Raw genomic sequence first — 14,691 nt, forward strand, 5'->3', positions numbered from 1 at the left:
AACGGACGAAGGGACGGAATCCGTCGGATCCCGCCCCCTGTTTTTTGCAGCGTGGAAGAAACCTAGAAGCGGGCGCGCACGCCGACCGTCAGGTTGCGCCCGCGCAGGGGCGCCGTCTCGGCCAGGAAGGAGGCGTGGTTGAACGCCGTCTCGTCCAGCAGATTGGTCCCGCGCAGGAAGATCTGCGAGCGGACCGGCCCCAGATCGACGTCATAGGCGATCGTGGCGTTGACCATGTCGTAGCCCGGCGTCTCGGTCTCGAAGGCGGCGATGTCGGTCTGTTTGAAGGTGCGGCTGTATTCGACGTCGCCCGACCACGGTCCCTGGAAGGCGGCCAGACGCACGCCCGCCCGCGCCGCCGGGATGCGCGGCAGGTTCCCGCCGTCGCCTTTCAGCTCGCCCTGGACGTAGTCGCCGAAGACCGTGCCCGACAGCCACGGCGTGAACTGTTGCGTCAGTTCGCCCTCGATGCCGGTGAAGGTCGCGTCGGCCTGGCTGTAGCGGATCAGACGGAAATCTTCGTATTGATCCAGCGTTCGAGCGAAGATGTAGTCGTCATAGACATAGTGATAGGCGCTGACCGATCCGGTCAGGGAGCCTTCGGTCTTGCGCAGGGTCAGTTCGATCGAATTGGCCGTCTCGACGCTCAGATCGGAATCGCCGATCTCATAGGTGTTGGTCGCCAGGTGGACGCCGTCGGCATAAAGTTCCTGAGCCGAGGGCGCGCGCTGCGAACGTGACAGCGACACGGCGCCCGTCCAGCCGGGGGTGAAGTGCCATACAGCTGCGCCCGAGATGGAGAAGGGCTTGTGTTTGACATCGGCCAGTCCGAGCGCCGAGGCCTCCTGCCATTCCTGACGCAGGGCGCCCTCCAGGTGCCATAGGCCGATCTCGTACTCCTCCATCACGAACAGGCCGGTGTTCTTGGTCGTGCTGGGCGCCAGGAAGCTTTCGAGACCGACGGCGGCGAAATCGCTCTTGCTCAACTGCAGGCCGACGACGCCCTTGAAACCGGCGATTTCGCGGTGTTGGGCCTCGATCCGGCCGTCATAGCCCTTGTTGGTGAAGGTCGTGGCGACGACGCCTTCTTCCAGCTCGCTGTGCTCATAGTCGGTGTAACCGGCGCGCAGACGTACGTTCTCAATGCCCGGCAGCGGATCGCGCAGTTCGCCGCGCAGATCGACCCGGCGGCTCTTCAGGCGGACTTCGGGGGCGGCGTGGTCGTGGTCGCCTTCATGGTCGTGCCCATGGTCGTCGTCCCCGTGATCGTGGTCGTCATGGCCATGATCGTGGCCGCCGCCGCAGTGGAGGTGGTCGCCGTGAGGGTGGCAGCCCTCATATTCGTGGCTGTGACCGGCCAGGCCGTAGTGGCTGGTCTGTTCCGTATAGGCCGCGCCCAGATAGCCGCGCGAGCCGATCCAGGAGGCGCCCAGGGTCGCCGTCGAGGTCTCATTATAGGAGCCGTCCAGGCGCGGTTCGTCCCAGCCCGGAACCTTGTAATCGTCCGACTTGCGCGCCGCCGCTTCGACGCGGAGGGCGAAGTTTCCGGCCCCGACCGTCATGCCGACCACGCCGGCTTCCTCATTGTCGACCGAGCCGCGACGATATTCGGCCACGCCTTCTCCGCCTTCAGCCGGGATGCGGGTCGGGATCTTCTTGTCCAGCAGATTGACCGCGCCGCCGATGGCGCCGCCGCCATAGAGCAGGGCCGCCGGACCGCGCAGGATCTCGACGCCTTCCAGCAGCAGGGGCTCGCCGCTGACGGCGTGGTCGGGCGAGACTTCGGAAGCGTCCATCAGGCCCGCGCCTTCGCTCAGCACCTTGACGCGAGGCGAGGTCTGGCCGCGCACCACCGGGCGGCTGGCGCCCCCGCCGAAGGTGTCGGAGTTGACGCCGGGGATGCTGCTGAGGGTGTCGCCCAGCGTCGACTGGCGCCGGTGAACCAGGTCGTCGCCGCTCAGCAGGGCGACGTGCGAGCCGACGTCATCGCCTGCGCGGCCCAGGGGCAGGGCGCGCACGACGACCTCATCCACCTCATAGGCGTCGGCGGCGCGGGGGGCGTGATCGTGCGGATCGTTCTGGGACTGACGCTGTACGACATCCTCGGCGAAAGCAGGCGCAGCGACGCCCAGGCTGGTCACCGCCGCCGCCCCCGCGGCAGTCAGCAGGAAGGTCCGAAATCGCATGTCACGCATCCCCGTTACAATGATGTGAGGCTTGATATGTTATAGTATATCATTACGCAACCACCCCCTTGACGATTTCGTCTTGGGGGAGCCTTCACAAGCCCGCGACGTTGCAGCAGGGTCGCTGTTTCAAGGGGGCCGCCATGACCAGAACCGTTACGTTTCAGACCATCGCCCTGACCGCCGGGCTGGGCCTGCTGGTCGCCGGTTGTTCGCAGGAAAAGCCAGCCGAGCCGACCTCGCCGATCGAGGCCCCGGCGACGCAGGACGCGGCGGCCGTCGGCTATGCCTGCGAAAGCGGCAAGACGGTCGTTGTCGCCTACCCCGACGCGCAGACCGCCCGCGTCTCCTACGAAGGCAAGGACTACGCCCTGACCAGCGTCGTCTCGGCCAGCGGCGCGCGTTATGCGGGGCAGGGGCTGGAGTGGTGGACAGCCAGCCGCGGAGAGACCGAGAGCGGCACGCTGAGCCGTATGGGGCAGGGGGATCAGGCGGGCGGCGTCATCATCGAGCGCTGCAGCCGCCCGGTCGCTGCAGTGGCGCCGCCGCCCTCGGGCGCACCCTGCGCCGCCGAGAACCTGCGTCTGGCGGTCGAAGGCGGCGATGCGGGCATGGGTCACCGCGTGACCACTCTGGCGCTGAGGAATACAGGCCCGTCCGCCTGCACGGTCACGGGCTATCCCTCCGTCAGCCTGTTGGACGGCGACGGCAAGCTGCTGACGGGCGTTCGGGCGGCGCAGGCGCCGGGCAACTATTTCGCGCAGGGGCGCGCGCCGACGCCGGTGGAGATCCGCCCGCAACAGGCCGCCTGGTTCGATCTGGCCTGGAGCGTCATCCCGCATGAGGACAAGGGCGAGACGACCTGTCCCTCGGCCAAGACGGTGCGGGTCACGGCGCCGGGCGCGGCGAGCGCCATCGCCCTGCCGCTGGCCTTCACGCCCTGCGGCGGGCAGGTTGAGGTCAGCCCCTTGCGCCCCGTGGCTGAGGCCTCGGCTCAGGCGGCTGCGCCCGCCGCAGGCTAGGGGTTCAAACCTGCCGAGATTCAGCGTAGCGGAGCAAACATGACCCAGAATATGAACCAGGCTTTCTACGACCGTGTTTCCGCCGAACTGGCTGATATCGACGCCCAGGGGCTGACCAAGCCCGAGCGCGTCATCGCCTCGCGCCAGGGGCCGGTGATCTCCGTCAACGGCCGCGACGTGCTGAACTTCTGCGCCAACAACTATCTGGGCCTGGCAGGCGACGAGCGCGTCACCCAGGCCGGGATCAGGGCGCAGGAAAAGTGGGGCGCGGGCACGGCGTCGGTGCGCTTCATCTGCGGCACGCTCGAAATCCATAAGGAGCTGGAGCGCGCCATCGCCGACTACCTCGGCTTTGAGGACGCCATCCTGTTCGCCGCCGCCTTCGACGCCAACGGCGGCATCTTCGAGCCGCTGTTCGGGGCCGAGGACGCCATCGTCTCGGACAGCCTGAACCACGCCTCCATCATCGACGGCGTGCGCCTGTCGAAGGCTCAGCGCTACCGCTTCGCCAACTCGGACATGGCCGATCTGGAGACTAAGCTGAAGGAGGCGCGCGCCGCCGGCGCCCGCAACATCATCATCGCCACCGACGGCGCCTTCTCGATGGACGGCTATATCGGCAAGATCGACCAGATTCGCGCCCTGGCCGACCAGTATCAGGCCCTGATCATGGTCGATGACTGCCACGCGACCGGCTTCCTGGGCGACAAGGGCAAGGGCTCGTTTGCGCACTGCGGGGTCGAGGTCGACTTCGTCACCGGCACCTTCGGCAAGGCGCTGGGCGGGGCGATGGGCGGCTTCATCTGCGCCCGGTCGAACGTCGTGGAACTGCTGAAGCAGCGCGCGCGGCCCTACCTCTTCTCCAACGCCCTCGCGCCCGCCGTCTGCGGCTCGTCGCTGGAGGCCATCCGCATCGCTTCGGGCGAGGAAGGCGACAAGCTGCGCGCCCAACTGTTCGCCAACGCCGCGCGCTTCCGCTCGGCGATGGCGGAGGCCGGTTTCGACCTGCTGCCGGGCGAGCACCCGATCATCCCGGTCATGCTGGGCGACGCCAAGCTGGCGCAGGACATGGCCGCGCGCCTGCTGGAGCTGGGCGTCTACGTCATCGGCTTTTCGTTCCCCGTGGTGCCGCGCGGCCAGGCCCGAATCCGCACCCAGATGTCGGCGGCCCATACCTTCGAGCAGATTGATCAAGCGGTCGCGGCGTTCACGACGGCCGGCAAGGAATTGGGAGTTATCTGATGACCGACACCATGAAGGCCCTGGCCAAGACGAAACCGGCCGAAGGGCTGGAACTGATCGACGCCCCCATCCCCGTAGCGGGCGACGAGGACGTGCTGATCAAGGTGCACCGCACCGCTGTCTGCGGCACCGACATCCACATCTGGAACTGGGACGAATGGTCCCAGAAGAACGTGCCGGTTCCGATGATCACCGGCCACGAATTCTCGGGCGAGATCGTTGCTATCGGCAAGGACGTGGATCGCCGTCTGAAGGTGGGCCAGCGCGTCTCGGCCGAGGGACATGTGATCGACCTGAACTCCGAAGCGGCCCGCGCCGGTCACTTCCACCTGGACCCCGACACGCGCGGCATCGGCGTGAACCGTCAGGGCGCCTTCGCAGAGTACGTGGTGGCCCCGGCCTTCAACGTGATCGAGCTGCCGGACGATGTGCCCTATGAGATCGGCTCCATCCTCGACCCGTTCGGGAACGCTGTGCACACGGCGCAGCAGTTCGACCTGCTGGGCGAGGACGTCATCGTCACCGGAGCTGGTCCGATCGGCATGATGGCGGCGGCTGTGGCGCGTCATGCGGGCGCGCGTACCGTAGTCTTGACGGATATCAATGACTTCCGTCTGGAACTTGCGCAAAAAGTCGCGCCGGGCGTGCGCACGGTCAACACCACCAAGGAAGACCTGCGCGACGTGATGCACGAACTGGGCCTGAAGGTCGGCTTCGATGTGGCGCTGGAGATGTCGGGCTCGCCCGTCGCCTTCAAACAGTGCGTCGACACCCTGATCATGGGCGGCGGCATGGCCATGCTGGGCATTCCCAGCAAGCCGATGGAGACGGACTGGGGCGCGATCATCCTGAAGGCCCTGACCATCAAGGGCGTCTATGGGCGTGAGATGTTCACCACCTGGCGCAAGATGCTGGGCCTGCTGAAGGCCGGTCTGGACCTGACCCCGCTGATCACGCACCAGATGCCCTATCAGGACTTCGAGGCAGGCTTTGAGGCCATGAAGTCGGGCAAGTCGGGCAAGGTCGTCCTGAACTGGGCCGATTGAGGCGGGGCGGCCTGGATCAGGCCGCAAGCAGCTTGATCAGGGCGGTCTCGAAAGAGGCCGCTTCTGACTTCGGCAGGCTTTGCGCCAGCCGCCCCTGTTCGAACAGGGTGACGACCGCAGGGTGGACGTAGGACGAGCGGCAGACGGTCGGCGTATTGCCCAGCAGACCCGCCACAGCCTTGATGCAGATCGTCACCTTCCGTTTGGCGTCGGCGGCCGAGGTCGGGGCCTCGGCGTCGCGCAGGGCGCGGGCGGCGGACACCGTACCGGCCCAGGTGCGGAAGTCCTTGGCTGAAAACTCCTCTCCCGCCGCCTCGCGGATATAGGCGTTGACCTCGTCCGAGGTGACGGGATGCAGGGCGCCGTCCGCATCACGGTATTTGAACAACTGCTGACCGGGCAGATCCCGCAGCGCCCGGACCACCGTGGCGAGGCGTCGGTCGCGGACGCTGACGCTGTGTTCGATCCCGCTCTTGCCGCGAAAGGCGAAGGTCAGGGCGGCGCCGTCCACATCCAGGTGGCGCTTGCTGAGAGTGGTCAGGCCATAGGAGCGGTTCTGGCGCGCATACTGGTCGTTGCCGACGCGGATCAGGGTGATCTCAAGCAGGCGCACGGCGGTGGCCAGCACCTTTTCCCGACACGGGCCGCGCCGCGACAGGTCGTCCTCTACGCGCTGTCGCAGACGGGGCAGGGCGCGGGCGAAGGCGGGCAGGCGCTCGAACTTGTTTTCAGATGCATGAGCCGTCCAGTCGGGGTGATAGCGGTACTGTTTGCGGCCGCGCGCATCGCGCCCCGTCGCCTGAATATGGCCGGTGGCGCGCGGACAGATCCACACATCGGTCCAGGCCGGCGGGATGGCCAGGCTGCGGATACGGTCCAGCGTGGAGGTTTCCCGGATCAGGTCGCCGGCCGCATCCCGATAGCAGAAGCCGCGACCGGAGCGACGGCGCGTCAGCCCCGGGCTGTCATCGCTGCACCAGGTCAGCCCTTTCGGCGGTGGGGGATGAGGGGACGTCACACGCCGACCTCGCGCAGGCGGGCGCGCAGGATGTTGATCCAGTCGCGGGCCTCGTCCCCGCCCCACAGGTTCCAGGCGATGTAGCCCGCCGAGGGCTTGATCGGATCGGCCCAATGGCGACCGTGCCTGTCCACGGCGTGACGGGCGAAATAGCTGTACATGGATTTGATGTCGCGATCGCTGAGCGGCGTGCGCGACATCAGCTGTTCGGCGCGGCGAACGCCGACCTCGGTCCCGCCGCGTCCATGTTGTTCACGAAGGGCCAGGCCTTGCCGGGCCGCCTTGGCGATGGCGGCGCCGGGCGTGCGGTCTTCGTCGGACAGGACCGGGTGGTCGATCATCATGGCTCTTCTCGGGCGGCATACGGCAACGGCGGCCGCGTCGAGCGGTTCCTTAGCCGAGTCTCGCCGATGGCTTGACCTGAAGGCGCAGGCGAGGGACGGAGCGGCATGAATTATCGTCACAGCTTTCACGCCGGAAACTTCGCCGACCTGGTCAAGCACGCCCTGGTGCTGTGGCTGCTGAAGGATCGCCAGGCCAGGGGGCCGGTGACGGTGTTCGACACCCACGCGGGGGCGGGCCTCTATGATCTGTCGGGCGACGCCCAGCGCTCGCGCGAGGCCGAGGCCGGGGTGGCGCGGCTGATGACCGCCGAGGCGCGGCCGCCGCTGATCGAAGCGCTGGCGGCCGAAGTGGCCGCGCTGAATCCCCAAGGCGGCGTGCGGTTCTATCCGGGCTCGCCGGTGCTGACGGCGCGGGCGCTGCGGCCGGAGGATGCCTATCGCGGTTTCGAGCTGAGCCCGCCTGTCGAAGCCCTGCTGATCGAGTCGCTCGCCGCATGGCCGAACGCGACGGGACGGGCGGGCGACGGCTATGAAGAGGCGGTGCGCGCGGCCAGAGGCGTCAAGGCGCCGTTGGTGCTGATCGATCCGCCGTTCGAGCGGCCTGACGACTATGTCCGCTCGGCCGAGACGGCGGCGGCGGTGGTGCGCGCGGATCCGACGGCGTGCGTCGCGATCTGGACGCCTTTGAAAGACCTTGAGACGTTCGACGGCTTCATCCGACGGCTGGAGCAGGCGGGGTTGGCGCGGGTGCTGGTCGCCGAGGCGCGCCTGCGGCCGCTGAACAATCCGATGAAGATGAACGGCTGCGCGATGACGGTGGTCAATGCGCCGTCGGGGGCCGAAGCGGCGGCGGCTGAAATCTGCGGCTGGACGGTTCAGGCGCTGGGCGACGCCGGGGCCCGGGCCGAGGTCTGGCGCGCGGGCTAGCCGCTCGTCGGCTCGCCTGGTTCATAGAGGTGAGGCTCGAAAGTGGCGATGGCCAGGATCGGGCCCATGGCGGCGACGACCTGGGGGTGGCGTGTCATGGCCTTCCAGTCCGTCGCGCTGGCCCAGATCGCGTGATTGGCGGCGACGCGGCCGTTCAGTCCGCGATGCAGGGTCGCTGAGACAAAGCCGGGCAGGCCGGATTGCACCTTCGCCAGGGCCGCAAGGCGCTCGATCAGTTCGTCCAGGTGGCGCTGGTCGCACTTGAAGATGTTGATCAGCACGACCGGATCATCGGTTGCGGTCATGACGGTTCGTCCCATTGCCTTGGCTGATCTTCTACCCCAATCCAGGGGCTGACGCCTCCTTCATCGTGCGTCTGCGGGAGTGAAAACCGAGCATGAACGTCATCGCCATTCTTGAGACCGGGCGACCGCCAGCGGATCTGGCCGCCCGATACGGCGACTATGTCGATCAGTTCCGCGCCCTGCTGGGCGACGGGGCGGCCACGCGCCGCTTTGACGTTCAGGCGGGCGAACTGCCGGACGATCCTGCGGCCTTCGCCGGAGTCATCGTCACAGGCTCTGCGGCGGGCGTTTATGAGGATCTGCCGTGGATCGAGCCGCTGGCGCAGTGGCTGCGCGATGCGCGCGGCAAGACGCGCCTGACGGGCATCTGCTTCGGCCATCAGATCATGGCTCAGGCGTTCGGCGGCCGGGTCGAAAAGTCGGGGCGCGGCTGGGGCGTGGGCCTGCATACCTATGAGGTCACCGGCGACGAGGCATGGATGCAGCCGCCCGCTGGGACCTTATCTATTCCCGCCTCGCACCAGGACCAAGTGATCGCCCTGGCGGATGGCGCGCGGGTGATCGCAGCCAGCCCCTTCACGCCCAATGCAGGCGTGGCCTGGGGGGACGACGCCATCAGCTTCCAGTGCCATCCGGAATTTGACCCTGCCTTCGCCGCAGCCCTGACCGAAGGGCGGCGCGGACGGATCGCCGAGCATCTGGTGGACGAGGCGCAGGCCAGCCTGCAGCAGGCCAACGACAGGGCGATACTGGGCGCTTGGATCCGCAACTATCTGGGCGTATCGAACGCAGAGGAAAATAAGGCCTGATTGCGGCGGGGCGATAAGCCTTGCTCAATATCTCGCCCCCACTGTCGCGCCCATGTCAGGCGGGAGGAAGATGTTGAAGCGCCGTGTTCTGTTCAGGGGCTTCGTTCTCGCGGGCGTTGCGGCGGCCTCTGTCGCTGTCGCCGAGCCGCCCATACAGGCCGATACGGCGCCTCCTCCGGCGACCGTCGAACTGGCTCGCGCGGTCGAGCAGCGGGCGATGCGCACGAACTTCGACGCGCTTGAGGCTTTTGGCCATCAGGCCCTCAGGCGAAGCGACCGCGAGGGGCTGAATCGCCTGTACCATGTCGCCTGGACGTTTCTGAATCAGGGCGATTTCGAGCGGGCCGCTCTATGGAACAGTCGCTTGGCGGCGCAGGCAAGGGCGGCGAACGATAGTCGCTATCTGGCGATCGCGCATCTCAATGCGCTGACGGCGCGCTATGACCAGGGCGATCTGGCTGTGGCCGCTGAAATGGAGGGCGCAGCGTCGACGACTGGCGACTGGTTCGTCAAGGCGCACGCCGCTCGGCTGTACGCGTTGGCTCTGATGGATCAGGATCGGGTCGGCGAGGGACTGCGTCTTCTGGCTGCCGTTGAAACCGAAATTCCGGTCGAGGACCCTTTCGCCGACACCGCTCGCGCCGGGGTGTGGGAAGTGACCGGTATGGGGCTGATGAAGCTCAACGACGTGGCCGGGGCGGCTGCTGCTTTCCATCGGTTTGAAATCGACTATTCCAACCCGGCATATCCCCGCCCGGATTTCGACAGCCTGTACAATCTGACGCGGATGTCGGTTCAGGTCGGCGATCTGGCGCGGGCCGAGCATTATTACGCGGCGCACCACCGCTTGGCTGAGCGGTCCGGCATTGCGGCTATTCGCGCCTATGACGCGGCCCTGTGCGCTGCGGTGGCCGATATGCGGCAACTGTCGGCCCAGGTGCTGGAATGCCTGGCGCCTCACGCTAGGCTTATTGACCGCAAGGCCTTCCTGTCGCTGGACATCCTGCCGCTGCGCGGCGTAGCGCGGGCGCGTATGGGCGACATCCAAGGCGCCCGGCGCGACCTGGAGCGCCTGCGCGAGCTTGCGCCGGACGGCATCGTCGATCCGCGCGAGCGCCTCGTGGAGGCGGAGGTGCTGAGGGCGTCCGGGCGGGCGGCCGAGGCCTTTGACGTGCTGCGCGACTATGAACAGCGCCGCGCCGTGCAGGCGGCGCAGCGCTTCAGCGCCGGCATCCATCAGGTCACCGGCGACATGCAGGAACAGTTGGCCGAGCGTCGTCGTCAGTTGCAGACCGCGCGGGCCAATACCCAGCTTCAGCGTGCGGTCATCCGTGGTCAGAACTGGATCATGGGCATCGGTCTCCTGTTCGTCCTTTCGGCGTTGTTCGTCGTCATCTGGCAGAGGCGCCAGTCCCGGCGCCTGCGCGCAGCCCAGCTTCGCGCCGAAGAGGCCAGTCAGGCCAAAAGCGAGTTCCTGGCTAATATGAGCCATGAAATCCGCACGCCCTTGAACGGCGTTGTAGCGATGACCGACGTGCTGTCACGGCGGGATTTGACGCCCAAGGATCGCGAACTGGTCGACATCATCCGGTCGTCCGGCGTCACCCTGGAGCGGTTGCTGTCGGATATTCTCGACACGGTTCGGGTTGAGACCGGCGAGATCAGACTGGACCCGGCGCCCTTCGATCTGGGCGTCATGTTGCGCGAAATCATGGCCTTGTGGACGCCTATGGCCATTCAGAAGGGCGTCAACCTTGCGCTTGAACTGGACCCTGTTCTCGACGCCGCCTTCATCGGCGACGTGGTGCGCCTGCGGCAGGTGTTGACCAATCTGGTTAGCAACGCCGTGAAGTTCACCGAAACAGGTCAGGTGCGGCTTGAAGCGCGTCTCGCTGCGGATGGGCGGGCTTCGTTCATGGTTTCGGATACCGGCATCGGCTTCGACGAGGAGTTCAAGCAGCGAATCTTCCATCGTTTCCAGCAGGCGGATGGCTCCATTACCCGGCGGTTCGGGGGCAGCGGTTTAGGGTTGGCGATTTCGGCTGATCTGGTGCGGCTGATGGGCGGGCGTCTCGATTGCGAATCGCCGACGGACGGAGGCGCGCGGTTCTGGTTCGAACTGTCTCTGCCTCCTGCGCCGGAGCCTGAGGTTCAGACTGTTGCGCCCGCCGCGCGCTCCATCGCGCGCCATGAGCGCCTGAAGGTGCTGCTGGCCGACGACCATCCGGCCAACCGCTTGGTGGTTCAGGTCATGCTGGAGGCCATGCCGGTCGATCTGGTCAGCGTTGAGAACGGCGCTGAGGCGCTGGAGGCCTTCAGGCGAGATGGCTTCGATCTGGTGCTGATGGATATGCAGATGCCGGTCATGGACGGCCTGACCGCCACCGCCGCCATTCGCGAGCATGAGCGGGCGACGCACGCGCCGCGCACGCCCGTGCTGATGTTGACCGCCAATGCGCTGAGGGAGCACGTCGAGGCCGGGCAGGCGGCGGGCGCTGACGGCCACCTGACCAAGCCCCTGACCGTGGCCGCCCTGACCGAGGCGATCGAGGCGGCCGTCATGCATGAGGCGGATCAGGTTCCGGCCTGATCCGTGCGGCTCAGGGCCACTTCACCACGGGCGGCATGGAACTGAGGATGGCGTCCACATTGCCGCCGGTCTTCAGGCCAAACATGGTGCCGCGGTCGTAGAGCAGGTTGAACTCGACGTAGCGGCCGCGACGGATCAGCTGTTCCTCGCGCTCCGCGTCGGTCCAGGGCTCCTGCATCCGGCGGGCGACGATTTCAGAGTAGACCTTCAGGAAGGCCTCGCCGACCGCCTGGGTGAAGGCGAAATCCTTCTCCCAGTCGCCGCTGTCGTGGTGATCGTAGAAGATGCCGCCGGTGCCGCGCGGCTCGTTGCGGTGGGGCAGGAAGAAATACTCGTCGCACCACTGCTTGTATTTGGCGTGCCAGGCCGGGTCGAAGGCGTCGCAGGCGCCCTTCATGGCGGCGTGGAAATCGACGGTGTCGGGGTGATCGTCTCGGCGATCGACATCCAGAACAGGCGTCAGGTCGCCGCCGCCGCCGAACCAAGTCTTCGTCGTGGAGATCAGGCGGGTGTTCATGTGCACGGCGGGCACGCGCGGGCTGACCGGGTGGCAGATCAGACTGATGCCGGTGGCGTAGAAGCGCGGGTCTTCCTCGGCGCCGGGCACGTTCTTGGCGTAGTCGGCGGGGAAGGTTCCGTGGACGGTCGAGCAGTGGACGCCGACCTTTTCAAACAGGCGGCCGCTCATCATGCCCATGACGCCTCCGCCGCCTTCGGGGCGATCCCAGGGCGTGCGGACGAAACGACCGGGCTCTCCGGTGAACAGTTCAGCGGGGGCGGCGTCCTCCAGCGCCTCGAAACCGGCGTGGATCTTGTCGCGCAGGGTCTCGAACCAGGCGCGGGCGCGCTCGCGGCGCTCAATCATCAGGGCGGGGTCAGCTTGGATCATGAGGGCTTCAACCATGACGCGGCCTTTCTGAACAGTCCGGCGGGGTGCGCGGATGACGGCCTGATGCCGCAGGCGAGGCGGGGGGGCCTTGATCCAGATCACAATCCCTTGGCGTCAAGGCGGTATACGAACAGTTCCCTCCGCGGTCCGGCTGTGCCAGCCTGCCACACCCGCAAGAAGCAGCGCCGATGGCGACCGGGCGGGCCTAGTATCAAAGAGGGGAAACCATGATCCGCATCGCCCTGAACGCCAGACTGAACGCCAGACTGCGAGCCAGTCTGTTGGCCGCCGCTTCCATCGCCGTTCTGGCGGGACCGGCCTTGGCTCAAACCCAGCCGCAAGAGGCGCGGGTAATGCAGATTCTGAAACGCACGCCCCTGATCGACGGGCACAACGACCTGCCGTGGGCCTTGCGTCAGGGCTTTGGGAATGACCCGCATGGCGTTGATCTGAATGCGAATCTTTCGGCGTCGACGCGTCTGCATACGGATATTCCGCGTCTGCGCGCCGGGGGCGTGGGCGGTCAGTTCTGGTCGGTCTATGTCCCGGCCAGCATGGCGCCGGTGGAGGCCGCCAAGGCCACCTTCGAGCAGATCGACACCGTCAAGCGTATCGCCGCCGCCTATCCCGAGACTTTCGAGATCGCCACGACCGCCGATGACCTGGTCCGCATCCACCGCGCGGGCAAGATCGCCAGCCTGATCGGCATGGAGGGCGGCTATTCCATCGACGATTCCCTGGGTCTGTTGCGCGAGTTCTATGATTCGGGCGCGCGCTACATGACGCTGACCCACTCCAAGAGCACCACCTGGGCCGACAGCGGCACCGACGCGCCCAAGTGGAACGGGCTGAACGCCTTCGGCGAGGACGTGGTCCGGGAGATGAACCGGCTGGGCATGATGGTCGACCTCAGCCACGTGTCCGAGGACACGATGGTCGACGCCATCCGCGTGTCGTCGGCGCCGGTGATCTTCTCTCACTCGTCGGCGCGAGCGGTGACGGCCCATCCGCGCAATGTGCCCGACGTCGTGCTGCGCCAGATGGCGGGCAACGGCGGCATTGTCATGGTCACCTTCGTGCCGGGCTTCATCAGCGAGGCGGTGCGCGCCTCGGGCGCGGCGCGGGCCGCTGAGATGACGCGGCTTAGCGCCCTCAACCCCGGCGATCCCGCAGCGGTCAAGGCGGGCATGGACGCCTGGAACGCCGCCAACCCGGCGCCCAAGGCGACGATTGAGGATGTCATCGCTCACATCCAGCACGTCCGCGACGTGGCGGGCATCGACCATGTGGGTCTGGGCGGCGACTATGACGGGGTGGACAGCCTGCCGGTCGGCCTGGAGGGCGTGGACGGCTATCCGCGCCTGCTGGCCGAGTTGATGCGCCGAGGCTGGAGCGAGGCGGATATCCGCAAGATTTCAGGCGAGAACCTGCTGCGCGTCATGCGGGCTGTGGAACGGGTGGCTGAGTCCAAGCGGGCTGAGCGACCGAGCCTGGCTAAGCTGCCCGACGACGGCGCGCCGGAGTAAGTCGAACCCTTCTCCCCTTGAGGGAGAAGGTGGGCCCGAAGGGCTCGGATGAGGGGTGTCGGCGGGCGGTATGAAGTGGGAAACGCGAGCGCGCGTCTTCGCACCCCTCATCCGTCCGGCTCCGCCGTCCACCTTCTCCCTCAAGGGGAGAAGAATCAGCGCTGCGGCAACCCCTGCATCTGCCTCAACGCCTCATGCAGGCCGATCCCGGCGCTGACCGACAGGTTCAGAGACCGGGCTTCCGGCCGGATCGGAATATAGATTCGCGCATCGGCCGCCGCGTGGACGTAGTCGGGCGAACCGGCGCTCTCCTTGCCGAACAGCAGGACGTCGTCGGGCTGGAACACGAAATCCGTCAGCGGCTCGGCCGCGCGCGTCGTGAACAGCACCAGCCGACCCGGCGCGCGGTCGCGCTGGAAAGTCTCCCAGTCGGCATGGCGCGTCATATGGGACAGAGGCCCGTAATCCAGAGCCGCCCGCTTCATCGCCCGATCGTCGAAATTAAAGCTCGTGGGCTCGATGACGTGCAATTCCACGCCGAAACAGGCGCTCAGACGGATGCAGGCGCCGACATTATGGGGGATGTCAGGTTGAAAAAGGGCGAGACGCATTCTAAGGCCCTCATACGCGCGGGGCGGGGCCTTGTCGCGGCTTTTGTTGCGACTGTTTCGCAAATCGCTTTCGCGACTTGTCTGAAGCAGCCGAAACCAAGGCCGGACGGGCAGGGGTTTGCCTTCGCACAAAGGGTTCCATTCGGTTGACGTTCCATCTTGGGGCGGACGACCGG

The 14,691-nt window shown here is 66.8% G+C and carries 13 protein-coding genes; 7 read left to right on the forward strand and 6 right to left on the reverse strand.

Going from position 1 to position 14,691, the window contains the following annotated elements; all coding sequences use genetic code 11:
* Nucleotides 1-62: 62 nt before the first annotated feature.
* The gene (locus RSD66_RS06990) at nucleotides 63-2,186 is read right to left on the reverse strand and encodes a TonB-dependent receptor domain-containing protein (RefSeq protein WP_415289437.1); all 2,124 of its coding nucleotides are present in this window, start codon (nucleotides 2,184-2,186) and stop codon (nucleotides 63-65) included.
* A gap of 143 nt (nucleotides 2,187-2,329) precedes the next feature.
* Between RSD66_RS06990 and RSD66_RS06995 the strand changes: the two genes are divergently transcribed.
* The 3 genes from RSD66_RS06995 to tdh are packed head-to-tail and all read left to right on the forward strand — an operon-like array spanning nucleotide 2,330 to nucleotide 5,496.
* Complete coding sequence (locus RSD66_RS06995) at nucleotides 2,330-3,208, forward strand: DUF4232 domain-containing protein (protein ID WP_346525460.1); 879 nt, start codon at nucleotides 2,330-2,332, stop codon at nucleotides 3,206-3,208.
* A gap of 51 nt (nucleotides 3,209-3,259) precedes the next feature.
* Nucleotides 3,260-4,450, forward strand: a complete 1,191-nt coding sequence (locus RSD66_RS07000) for a glycine C-acetyltransferase (RefSeq protein WP_415289572.1) — start codon at nucleotides 3,260-3,262, stop codon at nucleotides 4,448-4,450.
* Nucleotides 4,451-4,461: 11 nt separating this feature from the next.
* A complete protein-coding gene (gene tdh / locus RSD66_RS07005; RefSeq protein WP_415289573.1) occupies nucleotides 4,462-5,496 on the forward strand; it encodes an L-threonine 3-dehydrogenase in 1,035 nt (344 codons plus the stop codon).
* Nucleotides 5,497-5,512: 16 nt separating this feature from the next.
* Here the strand turns inward: tdh and RSD66_RS07010 are convergent, their stop codons facing one another.
* Nucleotides 5,513-6,514 (reverse strand): DNA topoisomerase IB, encoded by a 1,002-nt coding sequence (locus RSD66_RS07010; RefSeq protein ID WP_415289438.1) that lies wholly within the window; start codon nucleotides 6,512-6,514, stop codon nucleotides 5,513-5,515.
* On the reverse strand, nucleotides 6,511-6,858 hold the full coding sequence (locus RSD66_RS07015; protein ID WP_415289439.1) for a hypothetical protein: 348 nt from the start codon (nucleotides 6,856-6,858) through the stop codon (nucleotides 6,511-6,513). The genes RSD66_RS07010 and RSD66_RS07015 overlap by 4 nt, the downstream gene beginning before the upstream one ends.
* Nucleotides 6,859-6,963: 105 nt before the next feature.
* On the opposite strand from RSD66_RS07015, the gene rlmJ reads away from it, so the two are divergent.
* Complete coding sequence (rlmJ, locus tag RSD66_RS07020) at nucleotides 6,964-7,785, forward strand: 23S rRNA (adenine(2030)-N(6))-methyltransferase RlmJ (protein WP_415289440.1); 822 nt, start codon at nucleotides 6,964-6,966, stop codon at nucleotides 7,783-7,785.
* On the opposite strand, the gene RSD66_RS07025 is transcribed toward rlmJ, so the two are convergent.
* Nucleotides 7,782-8,090 (reverse strand): antibiotic biosynthesis monooxygenase family protein, encoded by a 309-nt coding sequence (locus RSD66_RS07025; protein WP_415289441.1) that lies wholly within the window; start codon nucleotides 8,088-8,090, stop codon nucleotides 7,782-7,784. The genes rlmJ and RSD66_RS07025 overlap by 4 nt on opposite strands.
* 92 nt (nucleotides 8,091-8,182) lie before the next feature.
* On the opposite strand from RSD66_RS07025, the gene RSD66_RS07030 reads away from it, so the two are divergent.
* A complete protein-coding gene (locus RSD66_RS07030) occupies nucleotides 8,183-8,899 on the forward strand; it encodes a type 1 glutamine amidotransferase (RefSeq protein WP_415289442.1) in 717 nt (238 codons plus the stop codon).
* Nucleotides 8,900-8,969: 70 nt separating this feature from the next.
* On the forward strand, nucleotides 8,970-11,489 hold the full coding sequence (locus RSD66_RS07035; protein ID WP_415289443.1) for an ATP-binding protein: 2,520 nt from the start codon (nucleotides 8,970-8,972) through the stop codon (nucleotides 11,487-11,489).
* A 10-nt stretch (nucleotides 11,490-11,499) separates the two neighbouring features.
* On the opposite strand, the gene hemF is transcribed toward RSD66_RS07035, so the two are convergent.
* Nucleotides 11,500-12,378, reverse strand: a complete 879-nt coding sequence (hemF, locus tag RSD66_RS07040) for an oxygen-dependent coproporphyrinogen oxidase (RefSeq protein WP_415289444.1) — start codon at nucleotides 12,376-12,378, stop codon at nucleotides 11,500-11,502.
* 227 nt (nucleotides 12,379-12,605) lie between these two features.
* Here hemF and RSD66_RS07045 point away from each other — a divergent pair, with 227 nt between their 5' ends.
* Nucleotides 12,606-13,904, forward strand: a complete 1,299-nt coding sequence (locus tag RSD66_RS07045) for a dipeptidase (protein WP_415289445.1) — start codon at nucleotides 12,606-12,608, stop codon at nucleotides 13,902-13,904.
* Between the two features lie 155 nt (nucleotides 13,905-14,059).
* On the opposite strand, the gene RSD66_RS07050 is transcribed toward RSD66_RS07045, so the two are convergent.
* Nucleotides 14,060-14,515, reverse strand: coding sequence for a tRNA (cytidine(34)-2'-O)-methyltransferase (locus tag RSD66_RS07050; protein ID WP_415289446.1), 456 nt, complete (start codon nucleotides 14,513-14,515; stop codon nucleotides 14,060-14,062).
* Nucleotides 14,516-14,691: the final 176 nt, after the last annotated feature.

This window comes from Brevundimonas sp. S1H14 (assembly GCF_047716865.1).
Classification (GTDB): domain Bacteria; phylum Pseudomonadota; class Alphaproteobacteria; order Caulobacterales; family Caulobacteraceae; genus Brevundimonas; species Brevundimonas naejangsanensis.